Annotated in this window: 14 protein-coding genes and 1 pseudogene; 10 read left to right on the plus strand and 5 right to left on the minus strand. The window is 57.6% G+C overall.

The window, feature by feature from the left end; translation table 11 throughout:
• Positions 1-31 precede the first annotated feature (31 nt).
• Positions 32-769 (plus strand): DUF599 domain-containing protein, encoded by a 738-nt coding sequence (locus RHM68_RS08160; RefSeq protein WP_322221700.1) that lies wholly within the window; start codon positions 32-34, stop codon positions 767-769.
• Positions 769-1,170: an MAPEG family protein gene (locus RHM68_RS08165; protein ID WP_322221702.1), complete on the plus strand. Its 402-nt coding sequence runs from the start codon at positions 769-771 to the stop codon at positions 1,168-1,170. The genes RHM68_RS08160 and RHM68_RS08165 overlap by 1 nt, the downstream gene beginning before the upstream one ends.
• Positions 1,171-1,238: 68 nt before the next feature.
• Here the strand turns inward: RHM68_RS08165 and RHM68_RS08170 are convergent, their stop codons facing one another.
• Positions 1,239-1,484: a hypothetical protein gene (locus tag RHM68_RS08170; protein WP_322221704.1), complete on the minus strand. Its 246-nt coding sequence runs from the start codon at positions 1,482-1,484 to the stop codon at positions 1,239-1,241.
• A 160-nt stretch (positions 1,485-1,644) separates the two neighbouring features.
• Between RHM68_RS08170 and RHM68_RS08175 the strand changes: the two genes are divergently transcribed.
• The 4 genes from RHM68_RS08175 to RHM68_RS08190 all read left to right on the plus strand — a co-directional run bounded on the left by RHM68_RS08175 (position 1,645) and on the right by RHM68_RS08190 (position 5,346).
• Entirely contained in the window at positions 1,645-2,121 is a 477-nt protein-coding gene (locus RHM68_RS08175; RefSeq protein ID WP_322221706.1) for a PaaI family thioesterase, read from the plus strand.
• On the plus strand, positions 2,118-2,588 hold the full coding sequence (locus RHM68_RS08180) for a PaaI family thioesterase (protein ID WP_322221708.1): 471 nt from the start codon (positions 2,118-2,120) through the stop codon (positions 2,586-2,588). Before RHM68_RS08175 ends, RHM68_RS08180 begins: the two co-directional genes overlap by 4 nt.
• Before the next feature lie 63 nt (positions 2,589-2,651).
• Positions 2,652-4,556, plus strand: coding sequence for a molecular chaperone HtpG (gene htpG, locus RHM68_RS08185; RefSeq protein WP_322221710.1), 1,905 nt, complete (start codon positions 2,652-2,654; stop codon positions 4,554-4,556).
• Between the two features lie 61 nt (positions 4,557-4,617).
• Positions 4,618-5,346, plus strand: a complete 729-nt coding sequence (locus RHM68_RS08190; RefSeq protein ID WP_322221713.1) for a dienelactone hydrolase family protein — start codon at positions 4,618-4,620, stop codon at positions 5,344-5,346.
• 115 nt (positions 5,347-5,461) lie between these two features.
• Here the strand turns inward: RHM68_RS08190 and RHM68_RS08195 are convergent.
• A pseudogene (locus tag RHM68_RS08195) lies at positions 5,462-6,322 on the minus strand (pirin family protein).
• Positions 6,323-6,611: 289 nt separating this feature from the next.
• Here RHM68_RS08195 and RHM68_RS08200 point away from each other — a divergent pair.
• Complete coding sequence (locus RHM68_RS08200; protein ID WP_322221715.1) at positions 6,612-8,237, plus strand: methyl-accepting chemotaxis protein; 1,626 nt, start codon at positions 6,612-6,614, stop codon at positions 8,235-8,237.
• A gap of 66 nt (positions 8,238-8,303) precedes the next feature.
• Here RHM68_RS08200 and RHM68_RS08205 read toward each other — a convergent pair whose 3' ends face one another.
• From RHM68_RS08205 to purM, 3 genes are read right to left on the minus strand one after another with little or no spacing between them, the layout of a single operon-like run.
• Complete coding sequence (locus RHM68_RS08205) at positions 8,304-9,017, minus strand: DUF3108 domain-containing protein (RefSeq protein WP_322221717.1); 714 nt, start codon at positions 9,015-9,017, stop codon at positions 8,304-8,306.
• A gap of 8 nt (positions 9,018-9,025) precedes the next feature.
• A complete protein-coding gene (purN, locus tag RHM68_RS08210; protein ID WP_322221719.1) occupies positions 9,026-9,676 on the minus strand; it encodes a phosphoribosylglycinamide formyltransferase in 651 nt (216 codons plus the stop codon).
• Entirely contained in the window at positions 9,676-10,734 is a 1,059-nt protein-coding gene (gene purM, locus RHM68_RS08215) for a phosphoribosylformylglycinamidine cyclo-ligase (protein WP_008148639.1), read from the minus strand. Before purM ends, purN begins: the two co-directional genes overlap by 1 nt.
• A 382-nt stretch (positions 10,735-11,116) precedes the next feature.
• On the opposite strand from purM, the gene RHM68_RS08220 reads away from it, so the two are divergent.
• The 3 genes from RHM68_RS08220 to hda all read left to right on the plus strand — a co-directional run bounded on the left by RHM68_RS08220 (position 11,117) and on the right by hda (position 14,207).
• On the plus strand, positions 11,117-12,163 hold the full coding sequence (locus tag RHM68_RS08220; protein WP_322221723.1) for a DUF2066 domain-containing protein: 1,047 nt from the start codon (positions 11,117-11,119) through the stop codon (positions 12,161-12,163).
• A 35-nt stretch (positions 12,164-12,198) separates the two neighbouring features.
• Complete coding sequence (locus RHM68_RS08225) at positions 12,199-13,272, plus strand: AI-2E family transporter (protein WP_322221725.1); 1,074 nt, start codon at positions 12,199-12,201, stop codon at positions 13,270-13,272.
• 230 nt (positions 13,273-13,502) lie between these two features.
• Positions 13,503-14,207: a DnaA regulatory inactivator Hda gene (gene hda / locus RHM68_RS08230; protein ID WP_322221727.1), complete on the plus strand. Its 705-nt coding sequence runs from the start codon at positions 13,503-13,505 to the stop codon at positions 14,205-14,207.
• The last annotated feature ends 213 nt before the right edge of the window (positions 14,208-14,420 follow it).

Genomic DNA, 14,420 nt, shown 5'->3' on the forward strand with positions numbered 1-14,420 from the left:
AGGTCTTCGGTATTCGTTCACAAGGACCTGCATGTCGTTTATTCACAACAACCTGATCCACATTCTGGCCGCGTTCTGGTTCGTCATCTGCTGGGGCGGTTACACCCGGTATGCGTCGTGGAAGGCCCGTGACACCGCGTGTCTGGCGAGCGTCCTGCACCTGTACCGCGAAGACTGGATGCGCCGCATGTTGCTGCGCGACAACCGCATCGCGGACGCCAGCGTGATTGGCAACCTTGAGCGCAACGCCTCGTTCTTCGCCTCGAGTACCTTGATTATCCTGGCCGGCATTCTCACCGTGCTCGGGGCTTCGGAAAGAGCCGTGTCGTTGCTGGCGGATATTCCCATGGTGCAGCAGGCGTCACAGGGCATGTCGGAGATCAAGTTGCTGTGCCTGGCGGTAGTGTTTGTGTATGCGTTTTTCACGTTCAGTTGGTGCATGCGTCAGTACAACTTTGCGGCGATTTTGATTGGCTCGGCGCCGATGATCGGTGAGCGTCATGTGTCCGAGCAAGAGCGCAAGGCGTTTGCGTCTCGGGCGGCTCGGGTCATCTCCATGGCTGCCAACCAGTTTAACTTTGGCCTGCGGTCGTACTACTTTGGCATGACCATGCTCGCCTGGTTCGTCAGCCCTTGGTTGTTCATGTTGATGAGCGCCGGCGTGGTGTTGGTGTTGTATCGCCGGGAGTTTCATTCCGACGTACTCGACGTAATGGTCTATACCCCTACAGAGGCACCATTGCCCGACGCAAATAAAGAGGTTGTTTGATGAGTATTCCGTTCTGGTGTGTGTTGATCAGTGCCCTGCTGATTTATGTTGCTCGCCTGCCAGTGGCCAAGGCCATGAAAGAGCAGGGCAGCTACAACAACCACTTGCCGCGTCAACAACAGGCGCAACTGACGGGTTTTGGTGCTCGGGCGCTGGCGGCGCATCAGAACAGCATTGAGGCGTTCATATTGTTTGCAGTGGGGGTGTTGATGGCGCACACCACGCAAACGGCGGGATGGCTGATCGATGCGCTGGCCATCATCTTTGTGATTGCCCGGATTATCTACTTAGTGTGTTATCTGGCGGATTTGCCCTGGCAGCGCAGTCTGGTCTGGATCGTAGGCTTAGTCTGTTCCTTACTGCTGATGCTTAGTCCGACGTTTAGAACCGTAATGCTCTAGAAGAGCAAATAGCAGGCAAAAGAAAACCCGCACTCGGCGGGTTTTCTCTGCTCACACTAAAAACTGATTTAGTTCTTAGGTGCTGCGGGTGCGGCTTCTTTTGCGGCGGCTTCGTTCGATTCAGCCTGATCTTTGGCTGCTTCGGCGTTTTCTTTCGCGGCGTCGTTCACTTTATCCTGCGCTTCGTTCATTTTTTGCTGGGCTTGCTCAGCATGTTTATTAGCATCTTGAGCTTTGTCCTCGGATTTTTTATCGCAGGCAGCGAGACCGAGGGACGCGGTCAACATCAAGGCAATAGCTAAAGTCTTACGCATGGGGTGTTTCTCCTTATGGAAAATATCTACTGGCCTTTCGAGCACGGTCGTCAGCGTTAAGTTCCTCAATTCATACAGATATATAAGTTTTGAGTCCCGTGGAACTTTATAGCTGTTACGCGCTTCGGCGTTGTTGCGACACTAAGAAGAGTTTTATCAAATGGCCGAAAGCCCTGTTTTTGAGCGTGCGACGCGATTTTTATCAGCCCTCAGGCATTGCCAGGTACTCGGGTTGCGAGTTCACAGCGCCAGTAGCGAGGGGCTGACGGTAATCCTTCCTTACAGTCAGCGTATTGTCGGTAACCCGCACACTGGCGTGATCCATGGCGGCGCGCTGACCTCGCTGATGGACACTGCTTGCGGTATGTCCACGTTGTGCGTACTGCCCGAGTTCGAAGTCTGCCCGACCCTCGACTTGCGTATCGACTACATGCACGCCGCCGAATCGCACAAAGACGTCTACGGGTTCGCACAGTGCTATCGGGTGACAACCGATGTGATCTTCGCCCGAGGCTTTGCCTACCAGGACGACCCCGAGCACCCTATTGCCCATGTAGTCGGCACGTTCATGCGCATGGGCAAGGGCATTAAAGGCACCCAAGGTTTTGGTGGCATCATCGCCGGAGGTGCGAAATGAGTGACTCGTTCAAGGAGCAACTGCAACAGGCCCATGCACGGGGCGACTACACGGCGCTGCTGCAACTCATTCCCTACGCCAAACTGATCGGCGTCGACTGTTCGCGAGTCGGGGACGAGTTGCTGTTTAGGCTGCCAGCGAACAAGGACAATATTGGTAACCCTTTATTGCCGGCGATTCATGGTGGCGTGATTGCCGGCTTCATGGAGTTGGCCGCGGCCCTGCATCTGCTTATTTTTACCGGCTCGCCCGGCGTACCGAAGATTATCGACTTCTCCCTTGATTACCTGCGCGCCGGGCAGTTTCGGGATACGTGGGCCCGTTGCCTGGTGTGCCGCCAGGGGCGACGGGTGGCCAATGTGGCGATTACGGCCTGGCAAAGCACCGAAGCCGAGCCCATCGCCACGGCCCGCGCGCATTTCAAAATCGAAGAGCCCTTGAAATTCGAGTCACAGCCCCAACCTTGATGACATCCCGCCGCTAACCCTTACCGGGCGCGGCCACTGCCATCCAATTGGAGTTTGATGACCATGAGCGTGGAAACTCAAAAGGAAACCCTGGGCTTCCAGACCGAGGTGAAGCAACTGCTGCACCTCATGATTCACTCGCTGTATTCCAACAAGGAAATCTTCCTTCGCGAGTTGATCTCGAACGCCTCTGACGCTGTCGACAAGTTACGTTTCGAAGCGCTGTCCAAGCCGGAGTTGCTGGAAGGTGGCGCCGAACTGAAAATCCGTGTGAGCTTCGACAAAGACGCGAAAACCGTCACCCTCGAAGACAACGGTATCGGCATGAGCCGTGAAGACGTGATCACCCATTTGGGGACCATTGCGAAGTCCGGCACCTCTGACTTCATGCAAAACCTGACGGGCGACCAGAAGAAGGATTCCCACCTCATCGGTCAGTTCGGTGTGGGTTTCTACTCGGCGTTCATCGTCGCCGATAAAGTTGACGTGTTCAGCCGCCGGGCAGGTAGTGCCGCGAGCGAAGGCGTGCATTGGTCGTCCAAAGGTGAGGGCGACTTCGAAGTCGCTACTGTTGAGAAAGCCGATCGCGGCACTCGCATCGTCCTGCACCTCAAAGCCGCTGAAGACGAGTTCGCTGATGGCTGGCGTCTGCGCAATATCGTCAAGAAATACTCCGACCACATCGCTCTGCCGATCGAATTGCCGAAAGAAGTGGCTGCCGCTGAAGGCGAAGAGCCGCCGGCCGTTGAATGGGAAACCGTCAACCGCGCCAGCGCCCTGTGGACACGCCCTCGAACCGAAGTTAAGGACGAGGAGTATCAGGAGTTCTACAAACACATTGCTCACGACTACGAAAACCCGCTGAGCTGGAGCCATAACAAGGTCGAAGGCAAGTTGGAATACAGCTCGCTGCTGTACGTGCCGACCCGTGCGCCGTTCGACCTGTACCAGCGTGAAGCGCCAAAAGGCCTGAAACTGTACGTGCAGCGTGTGTTTGTCATGGACCAGGCTGAGTCTTTCCTGCCGTTGTACCTGCGCTTCATCAAAGGCGTGGTCGATTCCAATGACCTGTCGCTGAACGTGTCGCGGGAAATCCTGCAGAAAGACCCGATCATCGACTCCATGAAGTCGGCGCTGACCAAGCGTGTTCTGGACATGCTGGAAAAACTGGCGAAGAACGAGCCTGAGCAATACAAAGGCTTCTGGAAAAACTTTGGTCAGGTCATGAAAGAAGGCCCGGCTGAAGATTTTGCTAACAAAGAGAAAATTGCTGGTCTGCTGCGTTTTGCGTCCACTCAGGGCGAAGAAGGCGAGCAAGTCGTGTCCCTGGCCGAATACCTGGCTCGCGCCAAGGAAGGTCAGGACAAAATCTACTACCTGACCGGCGAAACCTACGCACAAGTCAAAAACAGTCCGCACCTGGAAGTCTTTCGCAAGAAAGGCATCGAAGTGCTGCTGCTGACTGACCGCATCGACGAGTGGCTGATGAGCTACCTCAGCGACTTCGACGGCAAGAGTTTTGTCGACGTGGCACGCGGCGATCTCGACCTGGGCAATCTGGACTCGGAAGAGGACAAGAAAGCCGCTGAAGAAGTTGCCAAGTCCAAAGAAGGTCTGGTCGAGCGTCTGAAGGCTGCACTGGGCGACGCCGTTGCTGAAGTGCGGGTTTCCCACCGTTTGACCGACTCTCCGGCGATTCTGGCCATCGGCGAGCAGGACCTGGGCCTGCAAATGCGTCAGATCCTCGAAGCCAGCGGTCAGAAGGTTCCAGACTCGAAGCCGATTTTCGAATTTAACCCGGCTCACCCGTTGATCGAGAAGCTCGACGGCGAGCAGAGCGAAGAGCGTTTTGGCGACTTGTCGCACATTCTCTTCGATCAGGCGGCCCTTGCGGCTGGCGACAGCTTGAAAGACCCGGCCGCTTACGTGCGCCGTCTCAACAAGTTGCTGGTTGAACTGTCGGTTTAATCACGTTGTATAAAAACCCGCTTCGGCGGGTTTTTTCATTATTGATTCTCAGGAGTTTGCAATGAGCCAGGTCTCTGTACGTTCCGTGGTCTATCAGGTTGATGGCCAAACCTTTGAAAGCCGTCTGGCCTTCGACGCTGAGCACAAAGGGCCGCGCCCCGGTTTGCTGATGGCGCCGAACTGGATGGGTGTGAGTGCCGGGGCAGAGGACATTGCTAAAGCCGTCGCGGCCAAGGGCTATGTGGTGCTGATTGCTGACCTCTATGGTCAGTCGGTTCGTCCACAGAATGGCGATGAGGCGGGCGCGGCAATGATGCCGTTGAAGAATGATCGCGCGCTGCTGCGCCAACGTATGCGGGCTGCGTTCGAGCAATTGCAGGCTCAGGGCGACGCGACGGTCGATACCTCGAAATTGGCGACTTTCGGTTTCTGCTTTGGTGGTTGCTGCGCGTTGGAGCTGGCTCGTACCGGTGCTCCGCTGAAAGCGGCGGTTTCATTCCATGGCACGCTGGACACCCCGGACGTCAATGACGCCAAAAACATCAAGGGTTCGGTGCTGGTGCTGCACGGCGCGTCTGATCCGCTGGTGCCGAAAGAGCAACTGCCGGCATTTGAGAATGAAATGAATGCAGCGGGTGTCGACTGGCAACTCTTGAGCTACGGCGGTGCGGTGCATTCGTTCACCGACCCGCACGCCAATGTGCCGGGCATGATGATGTATGACGCCAAGACCGCCACTCGGGCGTTTGTGTCGATGCATAATTTGTTGGATGAAGCGTTTAGCGGCTGATTGCTGCTTTAGCCCTGACATCGTGGGTTTCAGGGCTGGCCTCATCGCGAGCAAACGCCTGCATTAAGACGCGGTCAATGTGTGAAGCTTGCTCGCGATGGCGCTGTAACGGGTCTCAAGGCAGTTCGATCCGTTCACTTTCCCCCGGCACTGTTGGCCAATCCCCGGCCGCCCAGCGTCGGCGTGCTTCTTCGATAATTGCAGGATCGCTCGCGACAAAGTTCCAGTTGACGCGCCGTGGCCCATCCAGCGGTGCTCCACCGAACAACACGGCGTGGCAGTCACTCTCGGCAACTAACGTCATCTCTTGCCCGACCGGCAACACCACCAGCGAATGCGGCACTAGCGTTTCGCCGTCGAGTTGCAATTCGCCGTCCAGCACATACAACGCACGTTCTTCATGCTCGTTAGGAATCAGCAGCGTGGTCGCCGTTTGCAGGTGCAGTTGTGCATACAGCGTGGGAGAAAGCACCGGCACCGGTGATTCCAGGCAAAAGCCTGATCCGGCGATCATCCGGATTGTCACCCCAAGGTTATCGCTGACCGGCAATGTGCTCGCCGAGTGATGGCTGTAGTGCCCAAGACCCTGCTCATGCTCCTTCGGTGAGGCCAGCCAGACCTGCAAGCCGTGCATCGTAAAACCGCTGTTTTTCAGCGTTTTCGGTGTGCGTTCGACGTGGGCGATGGCGCTGCCCGCAGTCATCCAGCTGACATCCCCTGGGCCGACCACCTAGTCGGAACCGAGACTGTCCTTGTGCTGAAGTTGCCCTTCGAACAAGTAAGTCAGGGTGGACAGGCCAATGTGCGGATGCTGTCGGATATTCATCCCTTGGCCCGCTGGATAATACGTTTTGAGCAGATGGTCGAAAAACACAAAAGGTCCGACACTGCGGCATTTGGCTGCTGGCAACGGGCGAAGAATTGGCTGGCCTTCGACGTCTTCAGTACGAGGGCGGATTACGAGCGGCGAGGTCATGCTGCATTCCAGGCTGAGCGGGTGATATGAGGAGCATAACTCGCTGGCGCAGGCCTTGGCGGTGTTGAGCGTTAAACGGCCTTGCAGTGCGCTGTTCTGAGGGTTCAGGGTTGATCTTTTAGCGGTTCGATAACGTTTTACCGTGTGCTGAATCGTCAGCGCTCTAGTGATCGAAGTAATTCGACGTTTTGATATCACGTTTTGGTCTTACGCAAATGTTATCCGGGCCGATACCTTCTAAAGCAACCCGCTGCAGGTCGATGCAGCATTTTTGGAAGGAGCCAGAGCAATGAGCATCAGAAGTCTCAATATCGCGCCCAGGGCAGGCCTGGGTTTTGGTCTGTTGGCGTTGATGGTGTTTGGATTGGGGGCGTTCGCCCTGCTGCAAATGTCTAAAATGCGTGCGCAGTCCGACGAGGTCGATAGCAATTGGCTGCCCAGCGTGATGGCGGTCGGTGACATGAGCCAGGACATGCTGCGGCTTCGGGCCTTGACCATGCGCCTGTTGATCAACCGTGATCCGCAGGCGTTGGCGCAGAACATCAGTAAGCTCGACGAACTCAAAAGTCAGCTCGGCGACCCGCAGCAGCGTTATGACGCCTTGATTGTCTTGCCCAAAGAGCGCTCGCTGTTTGATCGTTTCAAAGCCTCGGGGCAAGCGTATTTGCAGTTTCAGGGGCAGGTGATGACGCTGTCTGCCCAAGGGCGTGTGGCGGAGGCGACCGCGATCCTCAATGACCAGATGAGCCCGCTGGCCGATGAGATCGCGGTCACCCTCAAGGAACTGATCGATCTGAACAAGTACAACGCTAACCTTGCAACCGAGGCAGCGCGCCGGGTGTTTAGCAGCTCGCGGCTGTGGGTGGGGGCGATGATCGGGTTCGCGGCGCTGATGACTGTCGGTCTGGCGCTGCTGTTGACGCGCAGCATTGTCTTGCCGTTGTCTCAATCCCTGAGGGTGGCTGAGGTCGTCGCTGGCGGCGATTTAACCGCCGATATCACCATCACTGGCAAGGACGAGCCGGCGCGCCTGTTGCAGGCGCTCAAGAGCATGCAGCAGAGTTTGCGCGAAACCATTCGGCGTATCAGCGACTCGTCCAGCCAACTGGCCTCGGCTTCGGAAGAACTCAGTTGCGTCACGGAGGACGCCACGCGTGGCCTGCATCAGCAAAGCCTGGAAATTGAGCAGGCCGCCACGGCGGTCAATCAGATGACTGCTGCGGTGGAGGAGGTTGCGAGCAATGCCGTGGCCACGTCTCAGGCGTCCCAGGAGTCTGACCGGATCGCCCGTCAGGGGCGCGAGCAGGTGCATCAAACGGTGTTGTCCATCGAGTCCCTGGCCGACGACGTCACTGCCAATGCATCACAGGTCGAGGACTTGGCGCAGAAGGTATATGGCATCAGCAAGGTGCTGGACGTGATTCGTTCGATTGCCGAGCAAACTAATTTGTTGGCCCTGAACGCCGCGATTGAGGCGGCGCGGGCCGGTGATGCCGGGCGCGGTTTTGCGGTGGTGGCGGATGAGGTGCGGGCGCTGGCCCATCGGACTCAGCAATCAACCCGTGAAATCGAGCAGATGATCAGCGGTATCCAGCAAGGCACCGATTCGGCGGTCAGTTCGATGGCGCAGAGCAACACGCGGGCGCGCTCGACCCTGGAAGTTGCGAAAGCAGCGGGCATCGCGCTGGAAGAGATGGCGTCGGCGTTTGCCATGATCAATGAGCGCAACATTGTGATTGCCAGTGCCTCTGAAGAACAGGCTGCCGTGGCGCGGGAGGTGGATCGCAACCTGATGAATATTCGTGACCTGGCCTTGCAGACGTCGGCGGGAGCGAATCAGACCAGTGCGGCGAGTCAGGAAATGTCTCGGTTGGCGGTGGACCTCAATACCCTGGTGGCGCGGTTTTCAGTCTGAAGGGCTGGCTGAGCGCTCAGGCGAAAAAAAACCCCGCATGGGCGGGGCTCTTTCAATTGCCGCGGTTCAGCTGCCTTTGACAGCTTTGCCATTGACCGTGCCGTCGAGGAGCATGATGTTGTACTCCTTGCCGTCGGTTTCGACCTGTTGCAGACGGACTAGCAAGTAATCCCAGTCCTTGGCGAACCACATGACAGTCGTTCGCTTGGTTTGTGTCGGATCACGCACGCGCTCGACCTTGATCGCGTCGATCTGGCCAGCCTTGGTGTCGACTTTTTCCGGGCCCAGCACGCGGAAGTCATAGGTGTCGACATCGCCGCCATCGACCACCTGATAGCTCATGCTTTTCTTGCCGGCAGCCACATCATGCTGAAGCGCAAGCTGGTAGGTGGATTTATCGACCATGCCACGGTTCAGCGGAACCTTGACCGGGTCACCGCGATCGGTGCCGGTGACCATTTTGTTGGTCCAGTCGAAGTCCAGGTCAGCCTTTTTGGCTTTGCCCAGACCGCCCCTTTCGAAGTGATAGGACTGTGGCAGCAAGGTGTCCTTGTCCAGCGTCAGGGTGCTTTCCTCGGATAAGCTGGCGATCATCATCGACGCCTTGAAGCTCAGCTTCCAGACACCGTTGGCTTCTTGGGTCAGGCTGCGCTCGGCGGTGCCGCTCATGGGCAACTGCTTCCAGTCAGCGGTGTAGCTGGCGGAGAAAGGTTGAAGGTCTGCCGCTTGTGCCAGAGGCAGGGCGAACAGAGCGCAAGCGAAGAGCAAGGCGCGACGCATAAAATCTCCTAGGTTCGTATCAAGTGGCCACTGGCCGCAAGTAACTGTCCATCCAGTAAAGCACCGTGTTCGCCGAGCGATAAGCGACCTTCGGCAAACCAGCGTATGGCCATCGGGTAGATCAGGTGTTCCTGAGCATGGACCCGCTGCGCCAGACTCTGCGGCGAATCGTGCAACTCTACCGGTATTACTGCCTGTACGACCAGTGGGCCGCCATCGAGTTCCTCGGTGACAAAGTGTACGGAGCAGCCGTGCTCGCTGTCGCCGGCCTCCAACGCACGCTGATGAGTGTGTAACCCTTTGTATTTGGGCAGCAGCGAGGGATGGATGTTGAGCAGGCGACCTTGGTAGTGGCGAACGAAGTCAGCGCTGAGAATGCGCATGAAACCAGCCAGTACCACGAGTTTTGGGTTGAAAGCGTCGATCATTTCGATCAGCGCGGCATCGAAGGCCTCACGGCCTTCGAATGCCTTGTGATCCAGGGCGTGGGTGGCGATACCTGCGTCCCTGGCGCGTTGCAGGCCGTAAGCGTCGGCGCGGTTGGACATCACCGCAGCGATGCGGACCGGGCTGTCGCCGGTCTGCGTGCTGTCGATCAAAGCCTGCAAGTTACTGCCGGTGCCGGAGAGCAGCACCACGACATCACACTGATGAGGCATTAGTGAGCCTTGAGGTTCTTCAGTTCGACCTGAGCCGCGCCTTCGGCAGCGGTGGAGATCTGACCGATGACCCATGGCTGCTCGCCGGCTTCACGCAGAACGTTCAGCGCGGTTTCAACGTGCTCTTGAGCGACGCAGATAACCATGCCGACGCCGCAGTTCAGCACGCGGTGCATTTCGTTTTCGTCGACGTTGCCTTTCTCTTGCAGCCAGTCGAACACGGCCGGGCGAGTCCAGCTTGCCACGTCAACCACTGCTTGAGCGCCTTTAGGCAGCACGCGCGGGATGTTGTCGAGCAGGCCACCGCCGGTGATGTGGGCCATGGCTTTGACGGCGCCGGTTTCCTTGATCAGCTTGAGCAGCGGCTTGACGTAGATGCGGGTCGGTGCCATCAACAAGTCGGTCAGCGGTTTGCCGTCGAGCTGAATGTTTTCGATGTCTGCACCCGACACTTCGATGATCTTGCGGATCAGCGAGTAGCCGTTGGAATGCGGGCCGGACGACGGCAGCGCAAGCAGTGCGTCACCGGCAGCGACTTTGGAGCCGTCGATGATTTCCGATTTTTCCACGACGCCGACGCAGAAGCCTGCGAGGTCGTAGTCTTCGCCTTCGTACATGCCTGGCATTTCAGCGGTTTCACCACCGACCAGGGAGCAGCCGGACAGTTCGCAGCCCGCGCCAATGCCGGTCACAACCTGGGTCGCGGTTTCGACGTTGAGTTTGCCGGTGGCGTAGTAGTCGAGGAAGAACAGCGGTTCGGCGCCGCAGACCACCAGGTCGTTGACGCACATGGCAACCAGGTCGATACCGATGCTGTCGTGCTTGTTCAGGTTCAATGCCAGACGCAGCTTAGTGCCCACACCGTCGGTGCCGGAAACCAGTACCGGCTGTTTGTAGCCAGCCGGGATTTCGCAGAGGGCGCCGAAACCGCCCAGGCCGCCCATGACTTCCGGGCGCGCAGTGCGCTTGGCGACGCTCTTGATGCGTTCGACCAATGCTTCGCCGGCGTCGATGTCTACACCGGCGTCCTTGTAGCTCAGGGAGGGTTGCTTGCTCATGATCCAGGCCTTTAGGGGGGATTCAGGGGTAACGACCGAGTCCAGTGGGACCGCCGAAATAGACGAAGGCATTGGCCATACGCGAATTTCAGGGTGCCCGGCTGTTGCCGGTCTGCGAAGGCGCGCGATTTTATCAGGCTTGAGGGGCAGCGACCATCCTCGCGCCGACAGCAGGGGGCATATCAGCCAAAAAAACCGTTATTACGTGTGTTGGTGGCATCCCCCATGGCTGTATAAGGTATCGCCATTAACCGTCTATCGTTATAGCAGTACAAAAACTTACCGTGGTCGGGTGAATGTTTTGCTGCGGGGCGTGGTCACAGCTTTGCTCAATCCGGTTCACGCGGCCTGTTCCAGCCGCTCTTGTCGTCGGGAATCCTCCATGCGTTTTTGTAAAATTTTCTGTGCCGGCTGTTTGTCGTTGATCAGCCTCGCGAGTCATGCCGAAACCGTTAAGAATTTGTATCAGGTGAGTCAGCCTGTCAGCGGCCAGACTCAGGAAGTGCGCGATCAAGCGACCCAGCAGGCGCTGGATACGCTGGTGTTGCGGCTGACCGGGGATCCCAAATCTCTGCAAAATCCAGGGTTGGCGGTGATCCGCAAGGACCCTCAGCAGATCATCAGTCAGTACGGCTTTGATGCGGGGCCACCGGAAACCCTGAAAATCGATTTCGATCCGTCCTCCACCGAACAGGCCTTGCGGCGTGCCGGACTTGCGTTGTGGGGCGCCAATCGGCCGTCGATGCTTGGCTGGTGGCTAAGCGATTCCACTGAAGGCTCAAGCCTGGTGGGCGATGGTCAAGCCAGCGCTGCACCGCTGCGTCGCGCCGCTCAGCATCGCGGTCTGGCGCTGCGCCTGCCGTTGGGCGACTTGAGCGAGCAACTGGTGGCGACGGCACCGAATCTTGAAGGCAATGATCCTGCGCCTCTGCGTGTCGCTTCAGAGCGTTACGGCGCCGATGCCTTGTTGGCGGTTCATGCCCGTGAAGAGGGCGGGCAATGGCAAGCCAAGTGGCACCTGTGGCTCGGCGACCAAAAAGAAGCCGGGAGTGTGCAGGGCGCCAGTCAGGCCGCCGTAGTCGATGCCGTTATGTTGGCGGTCAGTGAGCGCCTGGCGCCCCGTTTCGTCGTGAAAGCCGGTGCTTCGAGTGAGCAGTTGCTGGAAGTGCAAGGCATGAACCTTGAGCATTACGCGGCACTCGGGCATTTACTTGAGCCTTTCGGTGCGCGTTTGGTCAGCGTCGATGGCGAGCGCATTGTTTATCGGGTCAATGGCAGTCCCGAGCAGTTGAAGTCGCAGTTATCGCTGGCGAAGTTGCAGCAGGTTCCGGCGGGCGAGCTAACGGCTCCGGGCGTTTCCGGCCCTGTTGCGATCGATGGTTCATCCCCGGCCACAGCGCCGGCCGCACAACTGCGGTTCCGTTGGTAAGTTTTTCTTTCCTTATATAAATGCAGGAGTGGTTCATGGTCGATATGCGGCGTTGGTTCTGGTTGGGTGGCGTGGTGCTGCTCTGCGGGTTTGTGTGGCTGCTGCATCCGATCCTGACACCGTTTCTGGTGGCGCTGCTGTTGGCCTATCTGTTCGATCCTTTGGTGGATCGCCTGGAAAAGCTTGGCCTGTCGAGGACGTGGGGCGTGGTGTCGGTGTTTGCGTTGTTCACCCTGATCGTCACGACGCTGATGCTGGTGTTGGTGCCGTTGCTCGCCAAGCAGCTGTTTCGTCTCTACGAGCTGGCACCGCAGATGCTCGATTGGTTGCAACACACGGCCGTGCCGTGGGCGCAGTCGAAACTGGGTCTGGCGGATGGTTTCTGGAAGTTCGACAAGGTCAAGGCGGCGATCAGCGAACACATGGGGCAGACCACCGATATCGTCGGCGTGGTCCTGAGCCAGGCGACCGCTTCCAGTCTCGCGTTGATTGGCTGGCTGGCGAACCTGGTGCTGATTCCAGTGGTGAGTTTCTATCTGCTGCGCGACTGGGATCTGATGATGGCGAAGATTCGCAGCCTGTTACCGCGAGACCGGGAGGAGCGCATTGTCGCCCTGGCCGGTGAATGCCATGAAGTGCTCGGGGCGTTTGTGCGCGGTCAGTTGCTGGTGATGCTGGCGCTGGGTGTGATCTACGCGGCAGGCTTGATGATTGTCGGGCTGGAGTTGGGGCTGTTGATCGGCCTGATCGCCGGTTTGGCGGCGATTGTGCCGTATATGGGGTTTGTGATCGGAATTGGCGCGGCGTTGATTGCCGGTCTGTTCCAGTTCGGTGGCGACCTGTATCCCATGATCGGCATCGTCGCGGTGTTTATGGTCGGGCAGGCGCTTGAAGGCATGGTGTTGACCCCGTTGCTGGTGGGGGACCGAATCGGCCTGCATCCGGTGGCGGTGATCTTCGCGATTCTGGCTGGCGGTGAGTTGTTTGGTTTTACCGGTGTATTACTGGCCTTGCCCGTGGCAGCGGTGATCATGGTGCTGGTGCGTCATATGCATGATTTGTATAAAGATTCAGATATTTACAGCGGCGTCGACGATCCAGAGCTATAGGGCTTGTTGAGCGCTCGTCGCGGGCCACCCGGTTCACTGCCGGGTTGGCCTCTTTCCGTCCGGCGGTGATCACCGCGTGTGCCAAAGAAACTGTCATAAAAGCAGTGCGCTAACGCAAACCTTTGATTTTGCTTGTGGTCTGTCGCATTGTGCGGGCTGCCTCACGGGTATAAACTTCGCAAACTTTACACAGAGGCCACTAATGGTTCCTTTGGAACTGTTCAGTCAGCATGAAACCGATTCAGCTGCCCCTAGGTGTTCGTCTGCGTGACGACGCCACCTTTATCAATTACTACCCAGGCGCCAACGCGGCTGCACTCGGCTATGTCGAGCGGCTTTGCGAAGCTGATGCTGGGTGGACTGAAAGCCTGATTTACCTTTGGGGTAAGGACGGAGTAGGGCGCACGCATCTGTTGCAGGCGGCCTGCCTGCGCTTTGAGCAAATGGGGGAGCCAGCGGTGTATTTGCCACTGGCTGAATTGTTGGATCGCGGCATTGGAATCCTCGACAACCTCGAACAATACGAACTGGTCTGCCTTGATGATTTGCAGGCGGTTGCCGGGCGAGCGGATTGGGAAGAGGCGTTGTTCCATCTGTTTAATCGCTTGCGTGACAGCGGTCGGCGTTTGCTGATTGCCGCATCGACTTCGCCTCGCGAATTGCCGGTCAAGCTGGCGGACTTGAAATCGCGCCTGACCCTGGCGCTGATTTTCCAGATGCGCCCCTTGTCTGACGAAGACAAATTACGAGCCTTGCAGTTGCGCGCTTCTCGGCGTGGTCTGCATCTGACCGATGAAGTCGGGCATTTTATTTTGACCCGGGGCACCCGCAGCATGAGTGCGCTTTTCGAGCTGCTTGAGCGTCTCGATCAGGCCTCCCTTCAAGCTCAGCGCAAGCTGACGATCCCTTTCCTGAAAGAAACCCTGGGCTGGTAAAGACCCTTTTAAAACGGGCTCTGTAGCGGGTTTGGCATATTTCAGGCGCCAAGAAATACGCTTTCCTACGGGGGCGTAGGCTGCGCAAATGTTTTAAAAGGGCTTAAGCGCTTAGATGTAAACGAGAAACCGATAAGTCACATAAAGATCGATTGAATTTGCAAATCAGGTCGATAGCGGGCATAGTCTCGGCTTCTTTACAACTCTCAGCCA

Origin of the sequence: Pseudomonas sp. DC1.2, assembly GCF_034351645.1 — a bacterium.
In the GTDB taxonomy this organism is placed as follows: domain Bacteria; phylum Pseudomonadota; class Gammaproteobacteria; order Pseudomonadales; family Pseudomonadaceae; genus Aquipseudomonas.

What these genes read in the sequence shown, in the direction of transcription:
- RHM68_RS08175 (WP_322221706.1), top strand. Translation starts at nt 1,645, where the DNA reads ATGGCCGAAAGCCCTGTTTTTGAGCGTGCGACGCGATTTTTATCAGCC.
- purM (WP_008148639.1), bottom strand. Translation starts at nt 10,734, where the DNA reads ATGAGCAAGCAACCCTCCCTGAGCTACAAGGACGCCGGTGTAGACATC.
- RHM68_RS08180 (WP_322221708.1), top strand. Translation starts at nt 2,118, where the DNA reads ATGAGTGACTCGTTCAAGGAGCAACTGCAACAGGCCCATGCACGGGGC.
- RHM68_RS08220 (WP_322221723.1), top strand. Translation starts at nt 11,117, where the DNA reads ATGCGTTTTTGTAAAATTTTCTGTGCCGGCTGTTTGTCGTTGATCAGC.
- RHM68_RS08170 (WP_322221704.1), bottom strand. Translation starts at nt 1,484, where the DNA reads ATGCGTAAGACTTTAGCTATTGCCTTGATGTTGACCGCGTCCCTCGGT.
- htpG (WP_322221710.1), top strand. Translation starts at nt 2,652, where the DNA reads ATGAGCGTGGAAACTCAAAAGGAAACCCTGGGCTTCCAGACCGAGGTG.
- RHM68_RS08165 (WP_322221702.1), top strand. Translation starts at nt 769, where the DNA reads ATGAGTATTCCGTTCTGGTGTGTGTTGATCAGTGCCCTGCTGATTTAT.
- RHM68_RS08205 (WP_322221717.1), bottom strand. Translation starts at nt 9,017, where the DNA reads ATGCGTCGCGCCTTGCTCTTCGCTTGCGCTCTGTTCGCCCTGCCTCTG.
- RHM68_RS08160 (WP_322221700.1), top strand. Translation starts at nt 32, where the DNA reads ATGTCGTTTATTCACAACAACCTGATCCACATTCTGGCCGCGTTCTGG.
- RHM68_RS08200 (WP_322221715.1), top strand. Translation starts at nt 6,612, where the DNA reads ATGAGCATCAGAAGTCTCAATATCGCGCCCAGGGCAGGCCTGGGTTTT.
- purN (WP_322221719.1), bottom strand. Translation starts at nt 9,676, where the DNA reads ATGCCTCATCAGTGTGATGTCGTGGTGCTGCTCTCCGGCACCGGCAGT.
- RHM68_RS08190 (WP_322221713.1), top strand. Translation starts at nt 4,618, where the DNA reads ATGAGCCAGGTCTCTGTACGTTCCGTGGTCTATCAGGTTGATGGCCAA.
- hda (WP_322221727.1), top strand. Translation starts at nt 13,503, where the DNA reads ATGAAACCGATTCAGCTGCCCCTAGGTGTTCGTCTGCGTGACGACGCC.
- RHM68_RS08225 (WP_322221725.1), top strand. Translation starts at nt 12,199, where the DNA reads ATGGTCGATATGCGGCGTTGGTTCTGGTTGGGTGGCGTGGTGCTGCTC.